General features: G+C 69.3%; 16 protein-coding genes and 1 pseudogene. 12 read left to right on the top strand and 5 right to left on the bottom strand.

The window, feature by feature from the left end; all coding sequences use genetic code 11:
- Positions 1-430: 430 nt before the first annotated feature.
- From mihF to metK, 5 genes are all read left to right on the top strand, one after another.
- A complete protein-coding gene (gene mihF, locus ACZYZ9_RS04530) occupies positions 431-745 on the top strand; it encodes an integration host factor, actinobacterial type (protein WP_036355303.1) in 315 nt (104 codons plus the stop codon).
- Positions 746-787: 42 nt separating this feature from the next.
- A complete protein-coding gene (gene gmk / locus ACZYZ9_RS04535; RefSeq protein WP_463825024.1) occupies positions 788-1378 on the top strand; it encodes a guanylate kinase in 591 nt (196 codons plus the stop codon).
- A 59-nt stretch (positions 1379-1437) separates the two neighbouring features.
- The gene (gene rpoZ / locus ACZYZ9_RS04540; RefSeq protein ID WP_463825025.1) at positions 1438-1761 is read left to right on the top strand and encodes a DNA-directed RNA polymerase subunit omega; all 324 of its coding nucleotides are present in this window, start codon (positions 1438-1440) and stop codon (positions 1759-1761) included.
- 16 nt (positions 1762-1777) lie between these two features.
- The gene (coaBC, locus tag ACZYZ9_RS04545; RefSeq protein WP_463825026.1) at positions 1778-3061 is read left to right on the top strand and encodes a bifunctional phosphopantothenoylcysteine decarboxylase/phosphopantothenate--cysteine ligase CoaBC; all 1284 of its coding nucleotides are present in this window, start codon (positions 1778-1780) and stop codon (positions 3059-3061) included.
- A gap of 132 nt (positions 3062-3193) precedes the next feature.
- The gene (metK, locus tag ACZYZ9_RS04550) at positions 3194-4405 is read left to right on the top strand and encodes a methionine adenosyltransferase (RefSeq protein WP_463825027.1); all 1212 of its coding nucleotides are present in this window, start codon (positions 3194-3196) and stop codon (positions 4403-4405) included.
- 66 nt (positions 4406-4471) lie between these two features.
- Here metK and ACZYZ9_RS04555 read toward each other — a convergent pair whose 3' ends face one another.
- The 4 genes from ACZYZ9_RS04555 to ACZYZ9_RS04570 all read right to left on the bottom strand — a co-directional run bounded on the left by ACZYZ9_RS04555 (position 4472) and on the right by ACZYZ9_RS04570 (position 8614).
- A complete protein-coding gene (locus tag ACZYZ9_RS04555) occupies positions 4472-5038 on the bottom strand; it encodes a pyridoxamine 5'-phosphate oxidase family protein (RefSeq protein WP_463825028.1) in 567 nt (188 codons plus the stop codon).
- A gap of 74 nt (positions 5039-5112) precedes the next feature.
- Positions 5113-6597, bottom strand: coding sequence for a flavin-containing monooxygenase (locus ACZYZ9_RS04560; RefSeq protein ID WP_463825029.1), 1485 nt, complete (start codon positions 6595-6597; stop codon positions 5113-5115).
- A gap of 60 nt (positions 6598-6657) precedes the next feature.
- The gene (locus ACZYZ9_RS04565) at positions 6658-7620 is read right to left on the bottom strand and encodes an alpha/beta hydrolase (RefSeq protein WP_463825030.1); all 963 of its coding nucleotides are present in this window, start codon (positions 7618-7620) and stop codon (positions 6658-6660) included.
- Between the two features lie 25 nt (positions 7621-7645).
- Positions 7646-8614 carry an alpha/beta hydrolase gene (locus tag ACZYZ9_RS04570; protein WP_463825031.1) on the bottom strand — a complete coding sequence of 323 codons (969 nt, stop codon included), beginning with the start codon at positions 8612-8614 and terminating at the stop codon, positions 7646-7648.
- Between ACZYZ9_RS04570 and ACZYZ9_RS04575 the strand changes: the two genes are divergently transcribed.
- The 7 genes and pseudogenes from ACZYZ9_RS04575 to ribD all read left to right on the top strand — a co-directional run bounded on the left by ACZYZ9_RS04575 (position 8613) and on the right by ribD (position 16154).
- Positions 8613-9356 (top strand): lysoplasmalogenase, encoded by a 744-nt coding sequence (locus ACZYZ9_RS04575; protein WP_463825032.1) that lies wholly within the window; start codon positions 8613-8615, stop codon positions 9354-9356. The two genes, ACZYZ9_RS04570 and ACZYZ9_RS04575, sit on opposite strands and share 2 nt — an antisense overlap.
- Before the next feature lie 84 nt (positions 9357-9440).
- Positions 9441-11384 (top strand): primosomal protein N', encoded by a 1944-nt coding sequence (locus tag ACZYZ9_RS04580; protein WP_463825442.1) that lies wholly within the window; start codon positions 9441-9443, stop codon positions 11382-11384.
- Between the two features lie 122 nt (positions 11385-11506).
- On the top strand, positions 11507-11989 hold the full coding sequence (locus ACZYZ9_RS04585; RefSeq protein ID WP_463825033.1) for a MarR family winged helix-turn-helix transcriptional regulator: 483 nt from the start codon (positions 11507-11509) through the stop codon (positions 11987-11989).
- Positions 11990-12055: 66 nt separating this feature from the next.
- A complete protein-coding gene (gene fmt, locus ACZYZ9_RS04590; protein ID WP_463825034.1) occupies positions 12056-12988 on the top strand; it encodes a methionyl-tRNA formyltransferase in 933 nt (310 codons plus the stop codon).
- Positions 12985-14423: pseudogene (locus ACZYZ9_RS04595) on the top strand (RsmB/NOP family class I SAM-dependent RNA methyltransferase). The gene fmt and the pseudogene ACZYZ9_RS04595 overlap by 4 nt, the downstream one beginning before the upstream one ends.
- A 10-nt stretch (positions 14424-14433) precedes the next feature.
- On the top strand, positions 14434-15126 hold the full coding sequence (gene rpe, locus ACZYZ9_RS04600; protein ID WP_463825035.1) for a ribulose-phosphate 3-epimerase: 693 nt from the start codon (positions 14434-14436) through the stop codon (positions 15124-15126).
- On the top strand, positions 15123-16154 hold the full coding sequence (gene ribD / locus ACZYZ9_RS04605; RefSeq protein WP_463825036.1) for a bifunctional diaminohydroxyphosphoribosylaminopyrimidine deaminase/5-amino-6-(5-phosphoribosylamino)uracil reductase RibD: 1032 nt from the start codon (positions 15123-15125) through the stop codon (positions 16152-16154). The genes rpe and ribD overlap by 4 nt, the downstream gene beginning before the upstream one ends.
- Here ribD and ACZYZ9_RS04610 read toward each other — a convergent pair.
- A complete protein-coding gene (locus tag ACZYZ9_RS04610; protein WP_463825443.1) occupies positions 16135-17760 on the bottom strand; it encodes an MFS transporter in 1626 nt (541 codons plus the stop codon). The genes ribD and ACZYZ9_RS04610 overlap by 20 nt on opposite strands.
- Positions 17761-17766 lie beyond the last annotated feature (6 nt).

Genomic DNA, 17766 nt, shown 5'->3' on the forward strand with positions numbered 1-17766 from the left:
GGGCAGTATCGCAGCTCTGCGGGCGGTTCCCGGCGCCGGGAAGCGCCGCGCCGCACGTGCGCGACACGCGCGGACACGCCGCGGCGATCCGTGATCCTGGGCACGGGGACCGGCGCGCACCCCCCGACCGTGGGTGGCCCGCTGCCCTGCCGAGCCGTACGGTGCCGCACCAGCACCCTAAAACCGCAGTTCAACGTCGCTATTGGCGGCCCGTGGAACGGCGCGGCCACCGGTTTCCGCCCGCCGTCCGGCGGTGCCGCGCCGCACGTCGACGGCGCGATGTCGCGCTCGCACGCTGGGCGTTTAGCCCCGGAACCGGGGGGTCGGGTTAGATTTCGTCGGAGACCGTGAGTACGGTCGTCAGCGCTGGCCGAAGTACGTGGTCGAGACAAATGACGATCGATAGTTATCGACGAGAGACGGAGGAATCGTGGCCCTTCCCCAGTTGACCGACGAGCAGCGCGCGGCAGCGTTGGAGAAGGCTGCTGCCGCACGTCGGGCACGAGCCGAACTCAAGGATCGGCTCAAGCGTGGCGGCACCAACCTCACCCAGGTCCTCAAGGACGCCGAGAGCGACGAAGTCCTGGGCAAGATGAAGGTGTCTGCGCTGCTGGAGGCCTTGCCGAAGGTGGGCAAGGTCAAGGCGCAGGAAATCATGACCGAGCTCGAAATCGCCCCGACCCGCCGCCTGCGCGGCCTGGGCGACCGTCAGCGCAAGGCGCTGCTGGAAAAGTTCGGCTCCTAGTCGGCTGGACGATCCAACCCAGCCCCCGGCCCGGGAGCGCCAATGAGTGCCGGCGGGGGACCGGACTCCGGCCGCGTGGTCGTGCTGTCCGGTCCCTCCGCGGTCGGCAAGTCGACGGTCGTCCGGTGCCTGCGGGAGCGCATCCCGGACCTGCACTTCAGCGTCTCGGCCACCACCCGGGCGCCGCGGCCCGGTGAAGTCGACGGTGTCGACTACCACTTCGTCAGCCCCACCGCCTTTCAGCGCCTGATCGACCAGGGCGAGCTGCTGGAATGGGCGGAGATCCACGGGGGGCTGCACCGGTCGGGCACGCTGGCGGCCCCGGTGCGCGACGCCAAAGCAGCGGGTTTCCCGGTGCTCGTCGAGGTCGATCTCGCCGGTGCCCGAGCGGTCAAGGCGGCCATGCCGGAGGCGCTCACGGTGTTCCTGGCCCCGCCCAGCTGGGCGGACCTGGAGGCCAGACTGGTCGGGCGGGGCACCGAAACGGCCGAGGTGATCCAGCGCCGCCTGGACACCGCGCGGATCGAATTGGCCGCTCAGGGCGACTTCGACGTCGTCGTGGTGAACAGCCGATTAGAGTCTGCGTGCGCCGAATTGGTATCCTTGCTGGTTAGCAACCCATCCAGTGCTTGACCCAACCGTACTTTTGAAGCCGCCTATGAGCAGCTGCGTGCAGCCAGGAGAATTTTTACGTGACTATTCCGCAGTCCGACGTGTCGTTGACCGCCGTGGATCAGTTCGATCCGTCGGCCGGTGGGGCCGGTGCCTATGACACCCCGTTGGGCATCACCAACCCGCCCATTGACGAATTGCTGGAACGCGTCTCGAGCAAGTACGCGCTGGTGATCTACGCCGCCAAGCGGGCCCGGCAGATCAACGACTACTACAACCAGCTCGGCGAGGGCATCCTCGAGTACGTCGGCCCGCTGGTCGAACCGGGGTTGCAGGAAAAGCCGCTGTCGATCGCGATGCGCGAAATCCACGCCGACCTGCTCGAACACACCGAGGGCGAGTAACAGGGTCCGGCGCGCCATGGAGAGTCAGCGCAGTGAGGGCAGCAAGCGCGGCTCCAGACGCGTCGTAGTCGGAGTTTCCGGCGGGATCGCAGCCTACAAGGCCTGCACTGTGGTCCGGCAGCTGCGCGAGGCCGGGCACAGCGTGCGGGTCATTCCCACCGAGTCCGCGCTGCAGTTCGTCGGGGCGGCCACCTTCGAGGCGTTGTCCGGGGAAACAGTGCAGACCGGCGTCTTCAAGGACGTGCCCGAGGTGGCGCATGTGCGTCTCGGCCAGCAGGCTGACCTGGTGGTGGTCGCACCGGCCACCGCTGATCTGCTGGCCCGCGCGGTGGCCGGCCGCGCCGACGACCTGCTGACCGCGACGCTGCTCACCGCGCGATGTCCGGTGTTGTTCGCGCCGGCGATGCACACCGAGATGTGGCTGCATCCGGCCACCGTCGACAACGTCGCCACCCTGCGCCGCCGCGGCGCGATTGTGCTCGAGCCCGCCTCCGGACGGCTGACCGGCACCGACAGCGGCGCCGGCCGACTGCCCGAGGCCGAGGAGATCACCACGCTGGCCCACCTGCTGCTGGACCGCCACGACGCGCTGCCCTACGACCTGGCCGGGTGCCGGGTCCTGGTGACCGCCGGTGGCACCCGGGAGGCGATCGATCCGGTGCGCTTCATCGGCAACCGCAGTTCGGGCAAGCAGGGCTATGCCGTGGCGCGGGTCGCCGCGCAGCGCGGGGCCGAGGTCACGCTGATAGCGGGACACACCGCCGGGCTGATCGATCCGGCCGGTGTCAACGTGGTGCACATCAGTTCGGCAGAGCAGCTCGGTGAAGCGGTGTCCAAGCACGCGTCGGAAGCCAACGTGCTGGTGATGGCGGCGGCGGTGGCCGATTTCCGGCCCGCGCAGGTTTCCACCGCCAAGATCAAGAAGAGCCCGGACACCCAGGCCGGACCCGCTCCCATCGAGTTGCTGCGCAACGACGATGTGCTGGCCGGCGCCGTACAGGCCCGCTCGCACGGCCAGTTGCCGAACATGCGCGCCATTGTGGGGTTTGCCGCCGAGACCGGCGACGCCAACGGTGACGTGCTGTTCCACGCCCGGGCGAAGCTGCGACGCAAAGGCTGTGACCTGCTGGTGGTCAACGCTGTCGGCGAGGGCAAGGCATTCGAGGTGGACAGCAACGACGGCTGGCTGCTGGCGGCCGACGGCACCGAGTCGGCACTGCAGCACGGATCGAAGACGCTGATGGCGAGCCGTATTGTGGATGCGATCGTCGCCTTTCTGCACGGGGAGACACCGCAGTAACGTGGCGGGGCAGCCCGTGCTCCGGGCGGCCCATCAAATTTGCAAACACCCGGCGCAGCCGGTTGAGTAAGAGCCAGGAAAAATAATTCGCCTAACTAACCTTTGGCGAGCACGACGGGAAGGAAGCACAGGGTGAGCGAGAAGGGCCGGCTATTCACCAGCGAATCGGTGACCGAGGGGCATCCAGACAAGATCTGTGACGCGATCAGTGACTCGGTCCTCGACGCGCTGCTCGCGGAGGACCCTCGCTCCCGTGTCGCCGTCGAGACGCTGGTGACCACCGGCCAGGTGCACGTCGTGGGTGAGGTCACCACCTCGGCCAAGGAGGCGTTCGCCGACATCACCAACACCGTGCGCAAGCGCATCCTCGAGATCGGCTACGACTCGTCGGACAAGGGCTTCGACGGGGAGACCTGCGGGGTGAACATCGGCATCGGCGCCCAGTCGCCAGACATCGCCCAGGGCGTCGATACCGCGCACGAAGCACGTGTCGAAGGGGCGGCCGACCCGTTGGACTCGCAAGGCGCCGGTGACCAGGGGCTGATGTTCGGCTACGCGATCAACGACACCCCGGAGTTGATGCCGCTGCCCATCGCGCTGGCGCACCGGCTGTCGCGGCGACTGACCGAGGTCCGCAAGAACGGGACCCTGGACTACCTGCGGCCCGACGGCAAGACCCAGGTCACCATCGAGTACGAGGACAACGTGCCGGTCCGATTGGACACCGTCGTCGTCTCCACCCAGCACGCCGACGGCATCGACCTGGAGAACACCCTCGACCCCGACATCCGCCGGCACGTGCTGGACACGGTGCTGGCCGACCTGGCCCACGAGACCCTGGATTCGTCGTCGACCCGGGTGCTGGTCAACCCGACCGGCAAGTTCGTGCTGGGCGGTCCGATGGGCGACGCCGGGCTGACCGGCCGCAAGATCATCGTCGACACCTACGGCGGCTGGGCCCGCCATGGCGGCGGCGCGTTCTCCGGCAAGGATCCGTCCAAGGTGGACCGGTCGGCTGCGTACGCGATGCGGTGGGTGGCCAAGAACGTCGTGGCCGCCGGCCTGGCGCAGCGGGTCGAGGTGCAGGTGGCCTACGCCATCGGCAAGGCGGCGCCGGTCGGGTTGTTCATCGAGACGTTCGGCACCGAGGCCGTCGACCCGGTGAAGATCGAGAAGATCATCCCGGAGGTCTTCGACCTGCGGCCCGGCGCGATCATCCGCGACCTGAACCTGCTCCGGCCGATCTACGCTCAGACCGCCGCCTACGGGCACTTCGGGCGTACCGACATCGAGCTGCCGTGGGAGCAGCTGGACAAGGTCGACGACCTCAAGCACGCCATCTAGCCTGCCGAGCAGACGCAAAAGCCCCTATTTCGTGCCGAAATTAGGGGCTTTTGCGTCTGCTCGCCGTCAGGTGGGCGGTAGCGGGTGGTCGGGGTCCAACCCGGCCAGGCCGTCGATGCTGTGTTGATTGCGTCCGATCGAACGGGTATAGGCCTCCGCGGGCTGCTTGGCGTGATACGTGTCGAGCACCTGGCGGTCGTCGACCAGTTCGTAATATGGCACCGCGAACCCGCAGGCATCGGCGATCCGCTCCACGTCGATCACGATGGCCGCCCGCACCCCGGGGTGTAGATCCCCGAAATGTCTTCTGACACGGTCGAATTCGCCATCGTCGGGGCGCAGCATCCGGCCGGTGCCGAACAACCGCAGGATGCGGGAGTTGCGGCTGAACGAGCAGAACATGACCGTGATGCGCCCGTTGTCGCGCAGGTGCGCAATGGTCTCCACCCCGCTGCCGAACAGGTCCAGGTACGCCACTGTGTGGTCATCGAGTACCGCGAAGGTGTCGGCGTAGCCTTTCGGCGACAGGTTGATGTGGCCGCCCTGCGACGGTGCGGTCGCCACAAAGAACATCGCCTGCTCAGCGATGAACTCCCGCAACGAGTCGTCGATACGCGAAAACACCTTCGCCATATCGACTGAGCCTAGTGCCTGGGGTGCAATCCCTTCCTGACCAGCACGGTGCTGGCCGAGCGACCGCCGGTGACTCAGGCGCTGAACCGGTAGTCGTCGAGGTCGAAACGCCTGCTGCGCCAATAGGCTTCGACCGTGGTGGTGGGCCGCAACGGCACGTCGCCGTTCTTGTCGAAGTAGTAGCTGTTGGCCAGCCGGCAGCTGTCCTGCCAGAAGATCTGCCGGTGCCGCTTGCTCATCATCTCGGCGAAATACCGGTCGTTGGCGGCCGCGGTCACCTCGACGCGGTGCGAGCCGTCGCGGTCGGCCCGTTTCAGGCACCGCACGATGTGGTGGGTCTGGGTCTCGATCAGCGCGAAGTACGAGGAACCGACGTAGCCGTACGGCCCGAAGATGGTGAACATGTTGGGGAATCCGGGAACGCTGACGCCTTCATAGGCCTGCAGCCGGTGTTCGTCCCAGAACCGGGCCAACGACCGCCCGCCGCTGCCGGTGACGGCATAGGTGGGGACGTTGTCGGTGTCCATGACCTTGAAGCCGGTGGCCAGGATCAGCACGTCGATCTCGTGCTCCTCGCCGTCGGTGGTGACTACCGCTGCGGGGGTGACCCTGTCGATCGGCTCGGTGACCAACCGGACGTTGTCGCGGTTGTACGTGGCCAGGTAGGTGTTGTGGAAACCGGGACGCTTGCATCCCACGGCATAGTGCGGGGTGAGTTTCTCGCGCACCACCGGGTCTTTGACCTGCTGTCGCAGGTAGCCGCGGCCCGCCGTGGCCATGCTCTTGGCGAACGGGAACACCGTGAAGTACTGCGCCGAGAGCGGGAACGTCACCTCGACGAAAGCCTGACTCAGTAGCCGCTGAATGACGTTGCCGCCGGGAATCCGCATCGCCCAGCGCGCCGCGGCCGGCAACGGCACGTCGAATTTGGGAAAGCACCAGATCGGGGTGCGCTGAAAAACGGTGAGCCGGCTGACAATCGGCGCGATCTCCGGGATGACCTGGACGGCGGAGGCTCCGGTCCCGATGATCGCCACCCGCTTGCCGGTCAGGTCCTGGCTGTGGTCCCAGCGCGCGGTGTGCATGGTGATGCCGTCAAACGATTCCACGCCGGCGATGTCGGGCAGATTCGGCACCGTGAGCACGCCGCTGGCGCTGATCAGGAATCGGGCGGTGATCTCGTCACCCGGATCTGTCTGCAGCCGCCACAACGCCCGCTCGTCGTCGAACTCCGCGGAGATCACCTTGGTGTTGAACCGGATCCGGGACCGGATGCCGTACTTGTCCACGCAGTGATCGGCATAGGCTTTCAGCTCGCCGCCGGGGGCGTAGGTCCGCGACCAGTCCGGGCTCTGCTCGAACGAGAACTGGTAGGAGAACGACGGAATGTCCACGGCGATACCGGGATAGGTGTTCCAATACCAGGTGCCGCCGACCCCGTCGGCGGCCTCGATCACCAGGTAGTCGGACAGGCCCGCCTCGTCGAGCTTGATGGCCGCGCCGATGCCGGAGAACCCGGCGCCGACGATGACGGTGTGATAGTCGGGTGCCCCACCCATGGCGAATTCCTCCGATGACAATGCCGGTGCCGGCTCATGGCTATATGTCTGAGCCTACGTTCACGAGTACAGCGCCTTTTTCAACGCCGCCAGCCCGCGGTTGGTGGCCTCGGCCGCGGCGGGCACTACCGGCGCGAAGCTGACGTAGCCGTGCACCAGGGTCGGCTCGTTGCTGACCTCCACGGCGACCCCGGCGGCGCTGAGCAGCTGCGCGTAGCGGGCACCGTCGTCGCGCAACGGGTCGTGCTGGGCGGTGCCGATGAAAGCCGGCGGCAGCCCGGACAGCTCCCCGTTGCCGGGGGCAAGGCTGGCCGGCAGCGTGGTGTGGTCGGTGACGTCGAGGTGCGGCACGTACCACGCCAGGAAGGCGTCGATGACTTCCTCGTCCAGGATCGGGTCCACCGCGTACTCGATGAACGACGGCAGCGTCCGGTCACCGATGCACGACGGGTACCACAGCAGCTGGTAGACCAGCGCCGGGCCGCCGTTGTCGCGGGCGAGTTGGGTCATGACAGCTGAGATGTTCCCGCCCGCGGAGTCGCCGGCGACGGCTATCCGGCCGGGGTCACCGCCGAGCTCGGCGGCGTTGTCGGCGACCCATCGCAGCGCCGCCCAGGAGTCGTCGACCGCGGCCGGGAACGGATGCTCGGGGGCCAACCGGTAGTCGACGGACACCACGATCGCGTCCGCGCCGACGGCGTGGGCGCGCGCGACGTGGTCGTGGGTGTCCAGGTCGCCCAGCGCCCACCCGCCACCGTGGTAGAAGACCAGCACCGGCAGGTTGTCCTGCGCGGCTGTCGGCGGCCAGTAGATGCGGACCGGAATGTCGGTGTGCTCGCCGTAGCCGACCGTGCGTTCCTCGATGCGCAGCTGCGGGAGCATCTCCGCGGGAAACTTCAACGCCGCCAAGGCCGCCCGGGCGACCTCGACCCCGTCGGCCGCGTTGAAGGTCATCGGAATGACATCGAGCAGCATCTTCAGGGTCGGATCGATGCCCGGTGGGGTGCTGGTCGGCTCCGTCATGGCTTCACCGTACGCACGTTCGCCATTATCCGTGCAGCGCGGCGCGCAACGCTGTTAACCCGCGGTCCATCGCGGCGGTGGCGGCGGGCACCACGCCTGCGTACCCCAGGTATCCGTGCACCATCGTCTCGGCGTTGTGCACCTCGACCGGGACCCCGGCGGCGGACAGCAGTTCGCCGTACCGGATGCCGTCGTCGCGCAGCGGGTCGTGGCCGGCGACCGCAATGTAAGCGGCCGGCAGGCCAGACAGGTCCGCGGCCCGGCCCGGGGCCATGCCCGACGGCGGATCGGCCATGTCGGCGTCGCCGGCATACCATCGGGAGAAGTCCGAAATCGCCTTCGCGTCGAGGATCAGCGCGTCGGCGTTCTCGGTGAACGACGGCAGCGACGCGTCCCACATCGTGGACGGATACCACAACATCTGGAATGCGATCGGCGGTCCGCCCTCGTCGCGGGCCCGCTGCGCGATCACCGCCGCGATCGTGCCGCCCGCGGAGTCGCCGGCCAGCGCAATACGGCCGGGGTCGGCGCCCAGGTCCGTGCCGTGATCGGCGACCCATCGCGTTGCAGCCCACGCGTCCTCGACGGCCGCCGGGTAGGGGTGCTCGGGGGCCAGGCGGTAGTCGACCGACACCACGATCGCATCGGCGCCGACGGCATGCTGGCGCGCTGTGCCGTCATGGGTGTCCAGATCGCCCATCACGAACCCACCGCCGTGGAAGAACAACACCACCGGGTAGCTCCCCGAATCGGTTGCCGGCCAATAGATCCGGACACCGATAGGGCCGCCGGGCCCGTCCAGCGAACGATCTTCGACGCGCAGTTCGGGATGTAGCGGGCGGCGCGGCAGATCCCGCAACCGCTGTCGCACGGCGTCGATTCCGTCTTCGGTTGATAGCCGAAAGGGAACAGCATCCAGTACCTTCAGCAGGATGGAGTCCACACCGGGGTTCGCGTCGGGGGCCCCTACGCCGAGGTTGTCCAAGTTGGGCATGGGGGTACCGTACGCAGCCCGTCTGGTGGTCGGCGGTTGGGTGGCCGCGGGGTGGGCGGGCATCGCCTACGGCATCTACCTGACGGTGATCGCGGTGCGCCTGCCGCCCGGCAGCGAGCTGACCGGGCACTGGACTTTCCAGCCGCCGTTCAAGGCGTCGATGGCGGTGCTGCTGGCCCTGGCCGCGCTGGCGCACCCGGTGGTCCGCGAGCGGCGCTGGCTGGTGCCCGCCCTGGTGTTCTCGGCCGGCGGTGACTGGCTGCTGTCGATTCCCTGGTGGAAACACTCGTTCGTGTTCGGGTTGGGCTCATTCCTGTTGGCGCACATATGTTTTCTCGGAGCGCTGCTGCCGCACGTCGCCCCCACGCGCGGTCGGGTCGCGGCGGCCGCGGTGATGGTCGTCGCATCGGTGGCGATGCTGATCTGGTTCTGGCCGCACCTGAACGACGGCACGCAGAATCTGACCATCCCGGTGACCGTCTACATCACCGTGCTCTCGGCGATGGTGTGCACGGCGTTGCTGGCACGCCTGCCCACCATCTGGACCGCCGTCGGGGCGGTGTGTTTCGCGGCGTCGGACTCGATGATCGCGATCGGCCGGTTCATCCTGGGCAACGAGGCGCTGGCGGTACCCGTCTGGTGGTCCTATGCCGCCGCCGAGATACTGATCACGGCCGGCTTCTTCTTCGGCCGCGACGACCTGTACCGCACCGCGGACACCGCCACGCCCGCGGAGAGCTGAGCGCCGGCAACAAATACCTTGGCTGACAACATATCTCGCGGTTCAGGTGCTGCCGAGGTAGAGCCGGTGGCGCGGGTGCTGCCCATGCTGACGGTGCCGCACCTGGATCGGGACTTCGACTATCTGGTCGCACCCGAGCAGTCCGACGATGCGCAACCCGGGGCGCGGGTCCGGGTGCGCTTTCACGGCCGGCTCGTCGACGGGTTCATCCTGGAACGCCGCCACGACACCGACCACCCCGGCAAGCTGGGCTGGCTCGACCGCGTCGTATCGCCGGAACCGGTGCTCACCACCGAAGTCCGACGGCTGGTCGAAGCCGTCGCCGCCCGGTACGCCGGTACTCGGGCCGACGTGCTGCGCCTGGCGATACCCGCCCGGCACGCCCGGGTGGAGAAGGAAGCGATCGTGGTCCCGCAGCGGCCGGTGGTCGCGCCCGTCGACCCGGCGGGCTGGGCAACCTTCCACCGCGGTGCACAGTTTCTGGCCGCACTGGCCGAGTCGCGGGCTGCCCGCGCGGTGTGGCAGGCGCTGCCGGGTCAGTCGTGGGCCGACCGGTTCACCGAAGCGGCCGCGCAGACGCTGGCGGCCGGTCGCTCGGTCCTTGCGATCGTGCCTGACCAGCGCGATCTCGACCTGCTGCACCGGGCCGTGCTCGGCGTTGTCAACGAGGACAGCGTGGCGGCCCTGTCGGCGGGACTGGGCCCCGCCGCGCGTTACCGCCGGTGGCTGGCCGCCTTGCGCGGGGGCGCGCGGGTGGTGATCGGCACCCGGTCCGCGGTGTTCGCGCCGCTGGCCGACCTCGGTCTGGTCATGGTGTGGGCCGACTCCGACGACAGCCTGGCCGAGCCCCGAGCGCCCTATCCGCATGCCCGGGAGGTGGCGATGCTGCGGGCGCACCAGGCCCGTTGTGCCGCCCTGATCGGCGACTACGCCCGTACCGCGGAGGCCCAGGCGCTGGTGCGCAGCGGCTGGGCGCACGACATCGTCGCCGCCCGACCGGTGGTGCGCAGCCGGACCCCCCGGGTGATCGCCCTCGATGACAGCGGCGACGTCGACGAACGCGACCCGGCGGCGCGCACCGCACGGTTACCGTCCATCGCCCTGCGCGCTGCCCGCACCGCGCTGGCAGCTGAGGCTCCGGTGCTGGTCCAGGTGCCGCGGCGCGGGTATGTTCCGTCGCTGGCCTGTGGGCGTTGTCGCGCGATCGCCCGCTGCCGGCACTGCACCGGTCCGTTGGCCCTGGTCGAGCGCGGTGCGGGGACCGCATGCCGGTGGTGCGGGCGGGTCGACGCGGCGCCGCGGTGTGCGCGCTGCGGTTCGGATGCGGTGCGGGCGGTGGTGGTCGGCGCCCGGCGTACCGCCGAGGAGCTCGGCCGCGCCTTCCCGGGCACCGCAGTGGTCACGTCGGCGGGCGAGGCCATCGTGTCGGCGGTGGCCGCCCGGCCTGCGCTGGTGGTGGCCACGCCGGGTGCGGAACCATCGGCGACCGGCGGGTACGGGGCGGCATTGTTGCTGGACACCTGGGCGCTGCTGGGCCGGCAGGATCTGCGCGCGGCCGAGCACGCGCTGTGGCGGTGGATGTCTGCCGCCGCTCTGGTCAGGGCCCGCGGCGAGGGCGGGGTGGTCATCGTGGTCGCCGAATCCTCGCTTCCGACAGTGCAATCGCTGATCCGGTGGGACCCGGTCGGTCACGCCGACGCCGAGCTCGCGGCCCGCGCCGAGGTCGGTCTGCCGCCGAGTGTGCACATCGCAGCGCTGGACGGCAGCGCCGATGCGGTGAGTGCGTTGCTCGCCGAGGCGCGGTTACCCGACTACGCCGAGTTGCTCGGCCCGGTGGATCTGCCGGCCGGTGCCCGTCGCCCGGCGGCCATCGCATCCGGTGCGCCGGTCACCAGGATGCTGGTGCGGGTGCCGCGGGAGCACGGCCTGGCGCTGGCGGCCGCGTTGCGCGGCGCTGTCGGCGTCCTCAGCGCCCGCCAGACCCACGAGCCGGTCCGGGTGCAGATCGATCCGCTGCACATTGGGTGACGCGCCGCGCCCGGCCGTCGACCATACCCGCGAACTACTATTGTGGTGAGAAATAATCGATGGCTACGACTGTGCAGCTGTTACGCTTTTCGCTGCTAGCCGACCTAGGCGAAGGGTGCAGCGTGGCAGGGGACAACGCGACGGTCGATGATTCGCTGGACGTCATCACCGACTCGCTGCTGACCGCCTCCCGACTGCTGGTGGCGATCTCGGCGCGGTCGATCGCCCAGGTCGACGAGACCATCACCATCGCGCAGTTCCGCACCCTGGTGATCCTTTCCCACCGTGGCCCCATCAATCTCGCCACGCTGGCGAATCTGCTGGGCGTGCAACCCTCGGCGACCGGACGGATGGTGGACCGGTTGGTCAGCTCCGGGATGATCGACCGGCTGCCGCACCCCACTTCGCGCCGCGAACTGCTGGCGGCGCTGACCAAGCGCGGCCGCGACGTCGTCCGGCAGGTCACCGCCTACCGCCGCAAGGAAATCGCGCGGATCGTCGGACAGATGCCCCCGGCCGAACGGCACGGGCTGGTGCGTGCCCTGACCGCCTTCACCGCCGCCGGCGGTGAGCCCGACGCCCACATCGACATCGAAGACATCTGAGTGCCAAGCGGCTTGCTCCCACGCCGCGTCGTCCACCGGCAGGGACGGACTTCCTAGACTGAGCGCGTGCGCCTCGTCTTCGCTGGAACCCCCGAACCCGCGCTGCCCGCGCTGCGCCGGCTGCTCGACTCGCCGAATCACGACGTGGTCGCCGTGCTGACCAGGCCGGACGCAGCCTCAGGGCGCCGGGGCCGGCCCGAGCCGTCACCGGTCGCCCGCGAGGCACTCGAGCGCGGCATCCCGGTGTTGCGGCCGGCGCGGCCGAACTCGGCGGAGTTCGTCGCCGAACTGACGGAATTGGCGCCGCAATGCTGCGCGGTGGTGGCTTACGGAGCGCTGCTCGGCGACGGGCTGCTGGCCGTGCCCCCGTCGGGTTGGGTGAACCTGCATTTCTCGCTGTTGCCGGCCTGGCGCGGCGCGGCGCCGGTGCAGGCGGCGATCGCCGCCGGCGACACCATCACCGGGGCCACCACATTCCAGATCGAAAAGAGCCTGGACTCCGGACCCGTCTACGGGACCGTCACCGAGACCATCCGGCCGACCGATACCGCCGGTGAACTGCTTGAGCGCCTTGCGGTTTCGGGTGCGGCACTGCTCGCCGCCACCCTGGACGGGATCGCCGACCAGTCGCTGACACCGCAACCGCAGCCCGCCGACGGGGTCAGCCTGGCCCCCAAGATCACCGTGGAGCAGGCCCGGGTGCGCTGGGACCTGCCGGCGCCCGTGGTCGAACGACGCATCCGCGCGGTGACACCCAATCCGGGCGCCTGGACGCTGCTCGGTGACCTGCGTGTGAAAATCGGTCCGGTGCAACTGGCGCAGGACGCGCCGAAGTCGCTGTCGCCCGGCGAGATTCACGTCACACGCAACGCGGTGTGGATAGGTACCGCTTCGGCGGCGGTGCGGTTGGGCCAGATTCAGCCGCCCGGCAAGAAGCCGATGAACGCTGCGGACTGGGCCCGCGGTGCGCGGCTGGACGAGACGACCAGGGCCTCATGAGTCCCGCGCAGGACAAGCCCTACCGGAAACGTCCGGACCGCAAACCGCAACGGCCGCAACGGCCGTCGCAGCAGCGGGGCCCGCGGCGCAAGAACCTGGACCCGGCCCGCCAGGCCGCCTTCGACGCCCTGCGGGCGGTCAGCGAGCGCGACGCCTACGCCAACCTGGTCTTGCCCGCCCTGCTGCGCGAACGCGGAATCACCGGCCGCGACGCCGCATTCGCGACCGAACTGACCTACGGCACCTGCCGGACCCGTGGGCTGCTCGACGCCGTGATCGCCGCGGCCGCCGGCCGCCCGCCGGACACGATCGACCCGGTGCTGCTCGACCTGTTGCGCATGGGCAGCTACCAACTCCTGCGCACCCGGGTGGATGCGCATGCCGCGGTGTCGACCACCGTCGAGCAGGCCGGGCTCGAATTCGATTCGGCGCGAGCAGGTTTCGTCAACGGGGTGCTGCGCACCATCGCCGCGCGCGACGAGCAGTCCTGGCTGGACGAACTGGCGCCGCGCAATGATCCGGTAGGCCGTGCCGCGTTCGTGCACGCCCATCCGCGGTGGATCGCCCAAGCGTTCACCGACGCTCTGGGTGCCGCTGCGGGCGAGCTGGACGCAGCGCTCGCCAGCGACGACGAACGCCCCCAGGTTCATCTGGCGGCTCGTCCCGGAGTGCTCACGGCCGCCGACCTCGCCGACGCGGTCGGGGGCACGGTCGGCCGATTCTCGCCCTACGCGGTGTATCTGACCGGCGGCGATCCGGGCGGGTTGGCGCCGGTGCGCGACGGGCAGGCGCTGGTCCAGGACGAAGGCAGCCAGCTGGTGGCGCGCGCGCTGACGCTGGCACCCCTGGACGACGGTGAGGGCGGCCGGTGGCTGGATCTGTGCGCCGGGCCGGGTGGCAAGACCGCGCTGCTGGCGGCGTTGGGTGCCCAGTCGGGAGCGGCGGTGACGGCGGTCGAGCCGAGGGGCACCGCGCCGAGCTGGTGGAGGTGAACACCCGCGGATTGCCGGTCGAGGTGCTGCGGGTCGACGGGCGCGACTCCGGCCTCGAACCGGGTTTTGACCGGGTACTGGTCGACGTGCCGTGCACCGGGCTGGGTGCGTTGCGCCGCCGGCCGGAGGCCCGCTGGCGGCGGCAGCCGTCCGACGTTCCCGCGCTGGCCAAGCTGCAACGCGAGCTGCTTGCTGCCGCGATCTCCCTGACCCGGCCGGGCGGGGTGGTGCTCTACGCCACCTGCTCACCGCATGTGGCCGAGACGGTCGGGGTGGTCGCCGACGCGCTGCGCCGCCACCCGGTGACCGCGCTGGACACGCCGCCGTTGTTCGACCCGTTGGCCGACGGGATCGCGACCGGTCCCTCCGGTCACTACGTACAGCTGTGGCCACACCGACACGGCACCGATGCGATGTTCGCCGCGGCCCTGCGCCGCCAGTAAGGTGTCGCACATGTCTTCTCGGGGGGGACCGCTGATAGCCCCGTCAATTCTGGCCGCTGATTTCGCCCGACTCGCCAAGGAAGCGGCGGCCGTCGACGGCGCCGACTGGTTGCACGTCGACGTGATGGACAACCACTTCGTGCCGAATCTCACGATCGGCCTGCCGGTGGTGGAGAGCCTGCTGGCCGCGACCGACATCCCGATGGACTGCCATCTGATGATCGACAACCCGGACAAGTGGGCGCCGCCCTATGCCGAGGCCGGCGCCTACAACGTCACGTTCCACGCCGAGGCCACCGACAATCCGGTCGCGGTCGCCCGCGACATCCGGGCCGCCGGAGCCAAGGCCGGCATCAGCGTCAAGCCGAAGACCGCGCTGGATCCCTACCTGGACATACTGCCGCACTTCGACACCCTGCTGATCATGTCCGTCGAACCCGGTTTCGGTGGTCAGAGCTTCATACCCGAGGTGCTCAGCAAGGTACGCGCGGTGCGCAAGCTGGTGGACGCCGGCGAACTGAGCATCCTGGTCGAGATCGACGGCGGCATCAATGAGGACACCATCGAGCAGGCCGCCGAAGCCGGCGTCGACTGCTTCGTCGCGGGGTCCTCGGTGTACGGCGCAGACGACCCGGCCGCCGCGGTCAAGGCGCTGCGGCGGCAGGCCGCCGCGAAGTCGCCGCACCTGGGCAGCGGCTCATGACCGGACCGACCGTCCCCGAGCAGGTCAAGAGCATCGAAGAGGCCATGAAACTGGCCATCGACCACTCCTACCAGGTGAAGGGGACCACCTACCCCAACCCGCCGGTCGGGGCGGTCATCGTCGACCAGGAAGGTCGCGTCGTCGGCGTCGGTGCCACCCAACCGGCCGGGGGCGATCACGCCGAGGTCATGGCCCTGCGCCGGGCCGGCGGGTTGGCCGCCGGCGGCATCGCGGTCATCACCATGGAACCGTGCAACCACTACGGCAAGACACCCCCGTGCGTGAACGCCCTGATCGAGGCGCGGGTGGGAACGGTGATCTACGCCGTCGACGACCCCAACGGCATCGCGGGCGGCGGCGCGGGCCGGTTGACGGCGGCCGGACTGCAGGTGCGATCAGGGGTGATGGCCGACGCGGTCGTGGCCGGCCCGCTGCGGGAATGGCTGTTCAAGCAGCGCACCGGGCTGCCGCACGTGACGTGGAAGTACGCCACCAGCATCGACGGCCGCAGCGCCGCCGCCGACGGGTCCAGCCAGTGGATCTCCAGTGAGGCCGCGCGCGCGGACCTGCACCGTCGTCGGGCGATCGCGGATGCGATCGTGGTTGGCACCGGCACTGTCATCGCCGACGATCCCGCCCTGACCGCCCGGCTGCCGGACGGCTCGCTGGCCCCGCAGCAGCCGCTGCGGGTGGTGGTGGGCAGGCGCGAGATACCGCCGGAAGCCAAGGTGCTCAACGACGATTCGCGCACGATGGTGATCCGGACCCGCGAGCCGGTCGAGGTGCTCCGCGCGCTCAGCGATCGCACCGACGTGCTGCTCGAAGGCGGCCCGACGCTGGCGGGGGCCTTCCTGCGCGCCGGGGCGATCAACCGGATCCTGGCCTATGTGGCGCCGATCCTGCTCGGCGGTCCGGTGAGCGCGGTCGACGACGTCGGGGTGTCCAGCATGGCCCAGGCGCTGCGTTGGCAGTTCGACAGCGTCGAACAGGTCGGACCGGACCTACTGCTCAGCCTGGTGGCTCGGTAGCCGTCGGCGCCGGCTGGGCTTCGGCTGCGTGCCGCGGTGCTCCGGCCGCAGGTGCCGAGGGCGGTGCCGGTGCTGCGTGTTCGAAGACCGGCTGTTCCTCGGCATGCTCGTCGCGGGCGCCGATCAACAGCCCCAGTAGCGCGCCGACCACACAGATCGCCACGGTGACTTTGAAGATGTCCCCGTACATCAACGCGAACGCGTGCAGGTAGGACCCGGCCGTACGTTCCAACCCGGCCAGAATGTGGTTGAACCGGTAGAGCCCCCATGCACTCAGCGCGGCCACCCCGATCAGCATGCCCGTCATCCTGGCCACCACCACCGACGCCGACGCGATGCCGTGCTGAGCGGCAGGAACCACCCGCAGCGCCGCCGAGGACAGCGGTCCGATCACCAGGCCCAGACCCAATCCGGCGATCAGCAGGTCGGTGTGCACGGCGGGCAGCAATATCCCGAGGACGTCGTGCTTGCGTGACATCAGGTCGGCACGCCAATACGAAATGAGCCAGTATCCGCACCCGGCGATCAGCAATCCGACGAAGACGACGATGCGGTCGCCGGTGCGGGTGGCGATCCAGCCGCCGAGCAGCGCGCCCACCGGCAGTGCGATCAGGAACCACAGCAGCAGGCCCGCCGCCTGATTCTGGTTCATCCCGAGCACGCCCTGCCCGAACAACTCCACGTTCACCAGGGTCACCATCAGCGCCGCGCCGGCGCACACCGAGGCACCCAATGCGGACAGAAACGGCCGGAAACGCACGCCGGCCGGGTCGATGAGCCGGGTACGAGCGAAACGTTCCCAGACGAAGAACAGCACGCCAACCACCACCGCGCCGATCACCAGCGGCAGACCGTAGCTCGGCAGCACCTGTCTGCCGTCCGGTTTGGGGTTGTAGAGGCCGATGACCGCCAGGCCCAGCGCGAGCGCCAACAGTAAACCGCCGGTGACGTCGATCTTCTCCGGCTGTGCGCTGCGGTCGTGGGACGGCAGGCTGAAGTGGATCATCACCATCGCGGCCAGGGTCAGCGGCACATTGACCCAGAACACGTCGCGCCAGTCGTGGAACAGCCACACGATGAAGATGCCGTACAGCGGACCCAGCACGCTGCCGAGTTCCTGGGCGGCGCCGATACCGCCGAGCACGCCGGCCCGGTTGCGCTGGGCCCACAGGTCGGCGCCCAGCGCCAGCGTCACCGGCAACAGGGCACCGCTGGCAATGCCCTGAATGGTGCGCCCGGCGATCAGGTAGTGGAACGCCCGGTCGGGATCGGGGTCCACCATGTAGTCGCCGAACTCCGGATTCCAGTTGCCCAGCTTCACCGACATCGCGGTGATCACCGAGCCGACGATGAACATGGCCAGGCTGGACTGCAGCACGAACTTACGTCCGAAGCGGTCCGATGCCCGGCCCAGCAGCGGCATCGCGGCGATGTAGCCCAACAGATACATCGTGACGATCCAGGTGATGCGCTGCAGCTCGTTGACCGGAATGCCGACGCTGGTCATGATGTCGCGCATGATGGTGACCACGACATAGGTGTCGAGGGCGCCCAGCAGCACCGCGAGGCTGCCTGCGCTGATCGCTATCCGGCGTCCTGCTCGCATTCTCAT

It is taken from the genome of Mycobacterium sp. IDUB_28 (assembly GCF_055419285.1).

Excerpts from the sequence above, each read along its gene's own strand:
- gmk (WP_463825024.1), top strand. The coding sequence starts at position 788 with ATGAGTGCCGGCGGGGGACCGGACTCCGGCCGCGTGGTCGTGCTGTCC.
- coaBC (WP_463825026.1), top strand. The coding sequence starts at position 1,778 with ATGGAGAGTCAGCGCAGTGAGGGCAGCAAGCGCGGCTCCAGACGCGTC.
- ACZYZ9_RS04555 (WP_463825028.1), bottom strand. The coding sequence starts at position 5,038 with ATGGCGAAGGTGTTTTCGCGTATCGACGACTCGTTGCGGGAGTTCATC.
- ACZYZ9_RS04560 (WP_463825029.1), bottom strand. The coding sequence starts at position 6,597 with ATGGGTGGGGCACCCGACTATCACACCGTCATCGTCGGCGCCGGGTTC.
- ACZYZ9_RS04565 (WP_463825030.1), bottom strand. The coding sequence starts at position 7,620 with ATGACGGAGCCGACCAGCACCCCACCGGGCATCGATCCGACCCTGAAG.
- ACZYZ9_RS04575 (WP_463825032.1), top strand. The coding sequence starts at position 8,613 with ATGGGGGTACCGTACGCAGCCCGTCTGGTGGTCGGCGGTTGGGTGGCC.
- ACZYZ9_RS04570 (WP_463825031.1), bottom strand. The coding sequence starts at position 8,614 with ATGCCCAACTTGGACAACCTCGGCGTAGGGGCCCCCGACGCGAACCCC.
- ACZYZ9_RS04580 (WP_463825442.1), top strand. The coding sequence starts at position 9,441 with ATGCTGACGGTGCCGCACCTGGATCGGGACTTCGACTATCTGGTCGCA.
- rpe (WP_463825035.1), top strand. The coding sequence starts at position 14,434 with ATGTCTTCTCGGGGGGGACCGCTGATAGCCCCGTCAATTCTGGCCGCT.
- ribD (WP_463825036.1), top strand. The coding sequence starts at position 15,123 with ATGACCGGACCGACCGTCCCCGAGCAGGTCAAGAGCATCGAAGAGGCC.
- ACZYZ9_RS04610 (WP_463825443.1), bottom strand. The coding sequence starts at position 17,760 with ATGCGAGCAGGACGCCGGATAGCGATCAGCGCAGGCAGCCTCGCGGTG.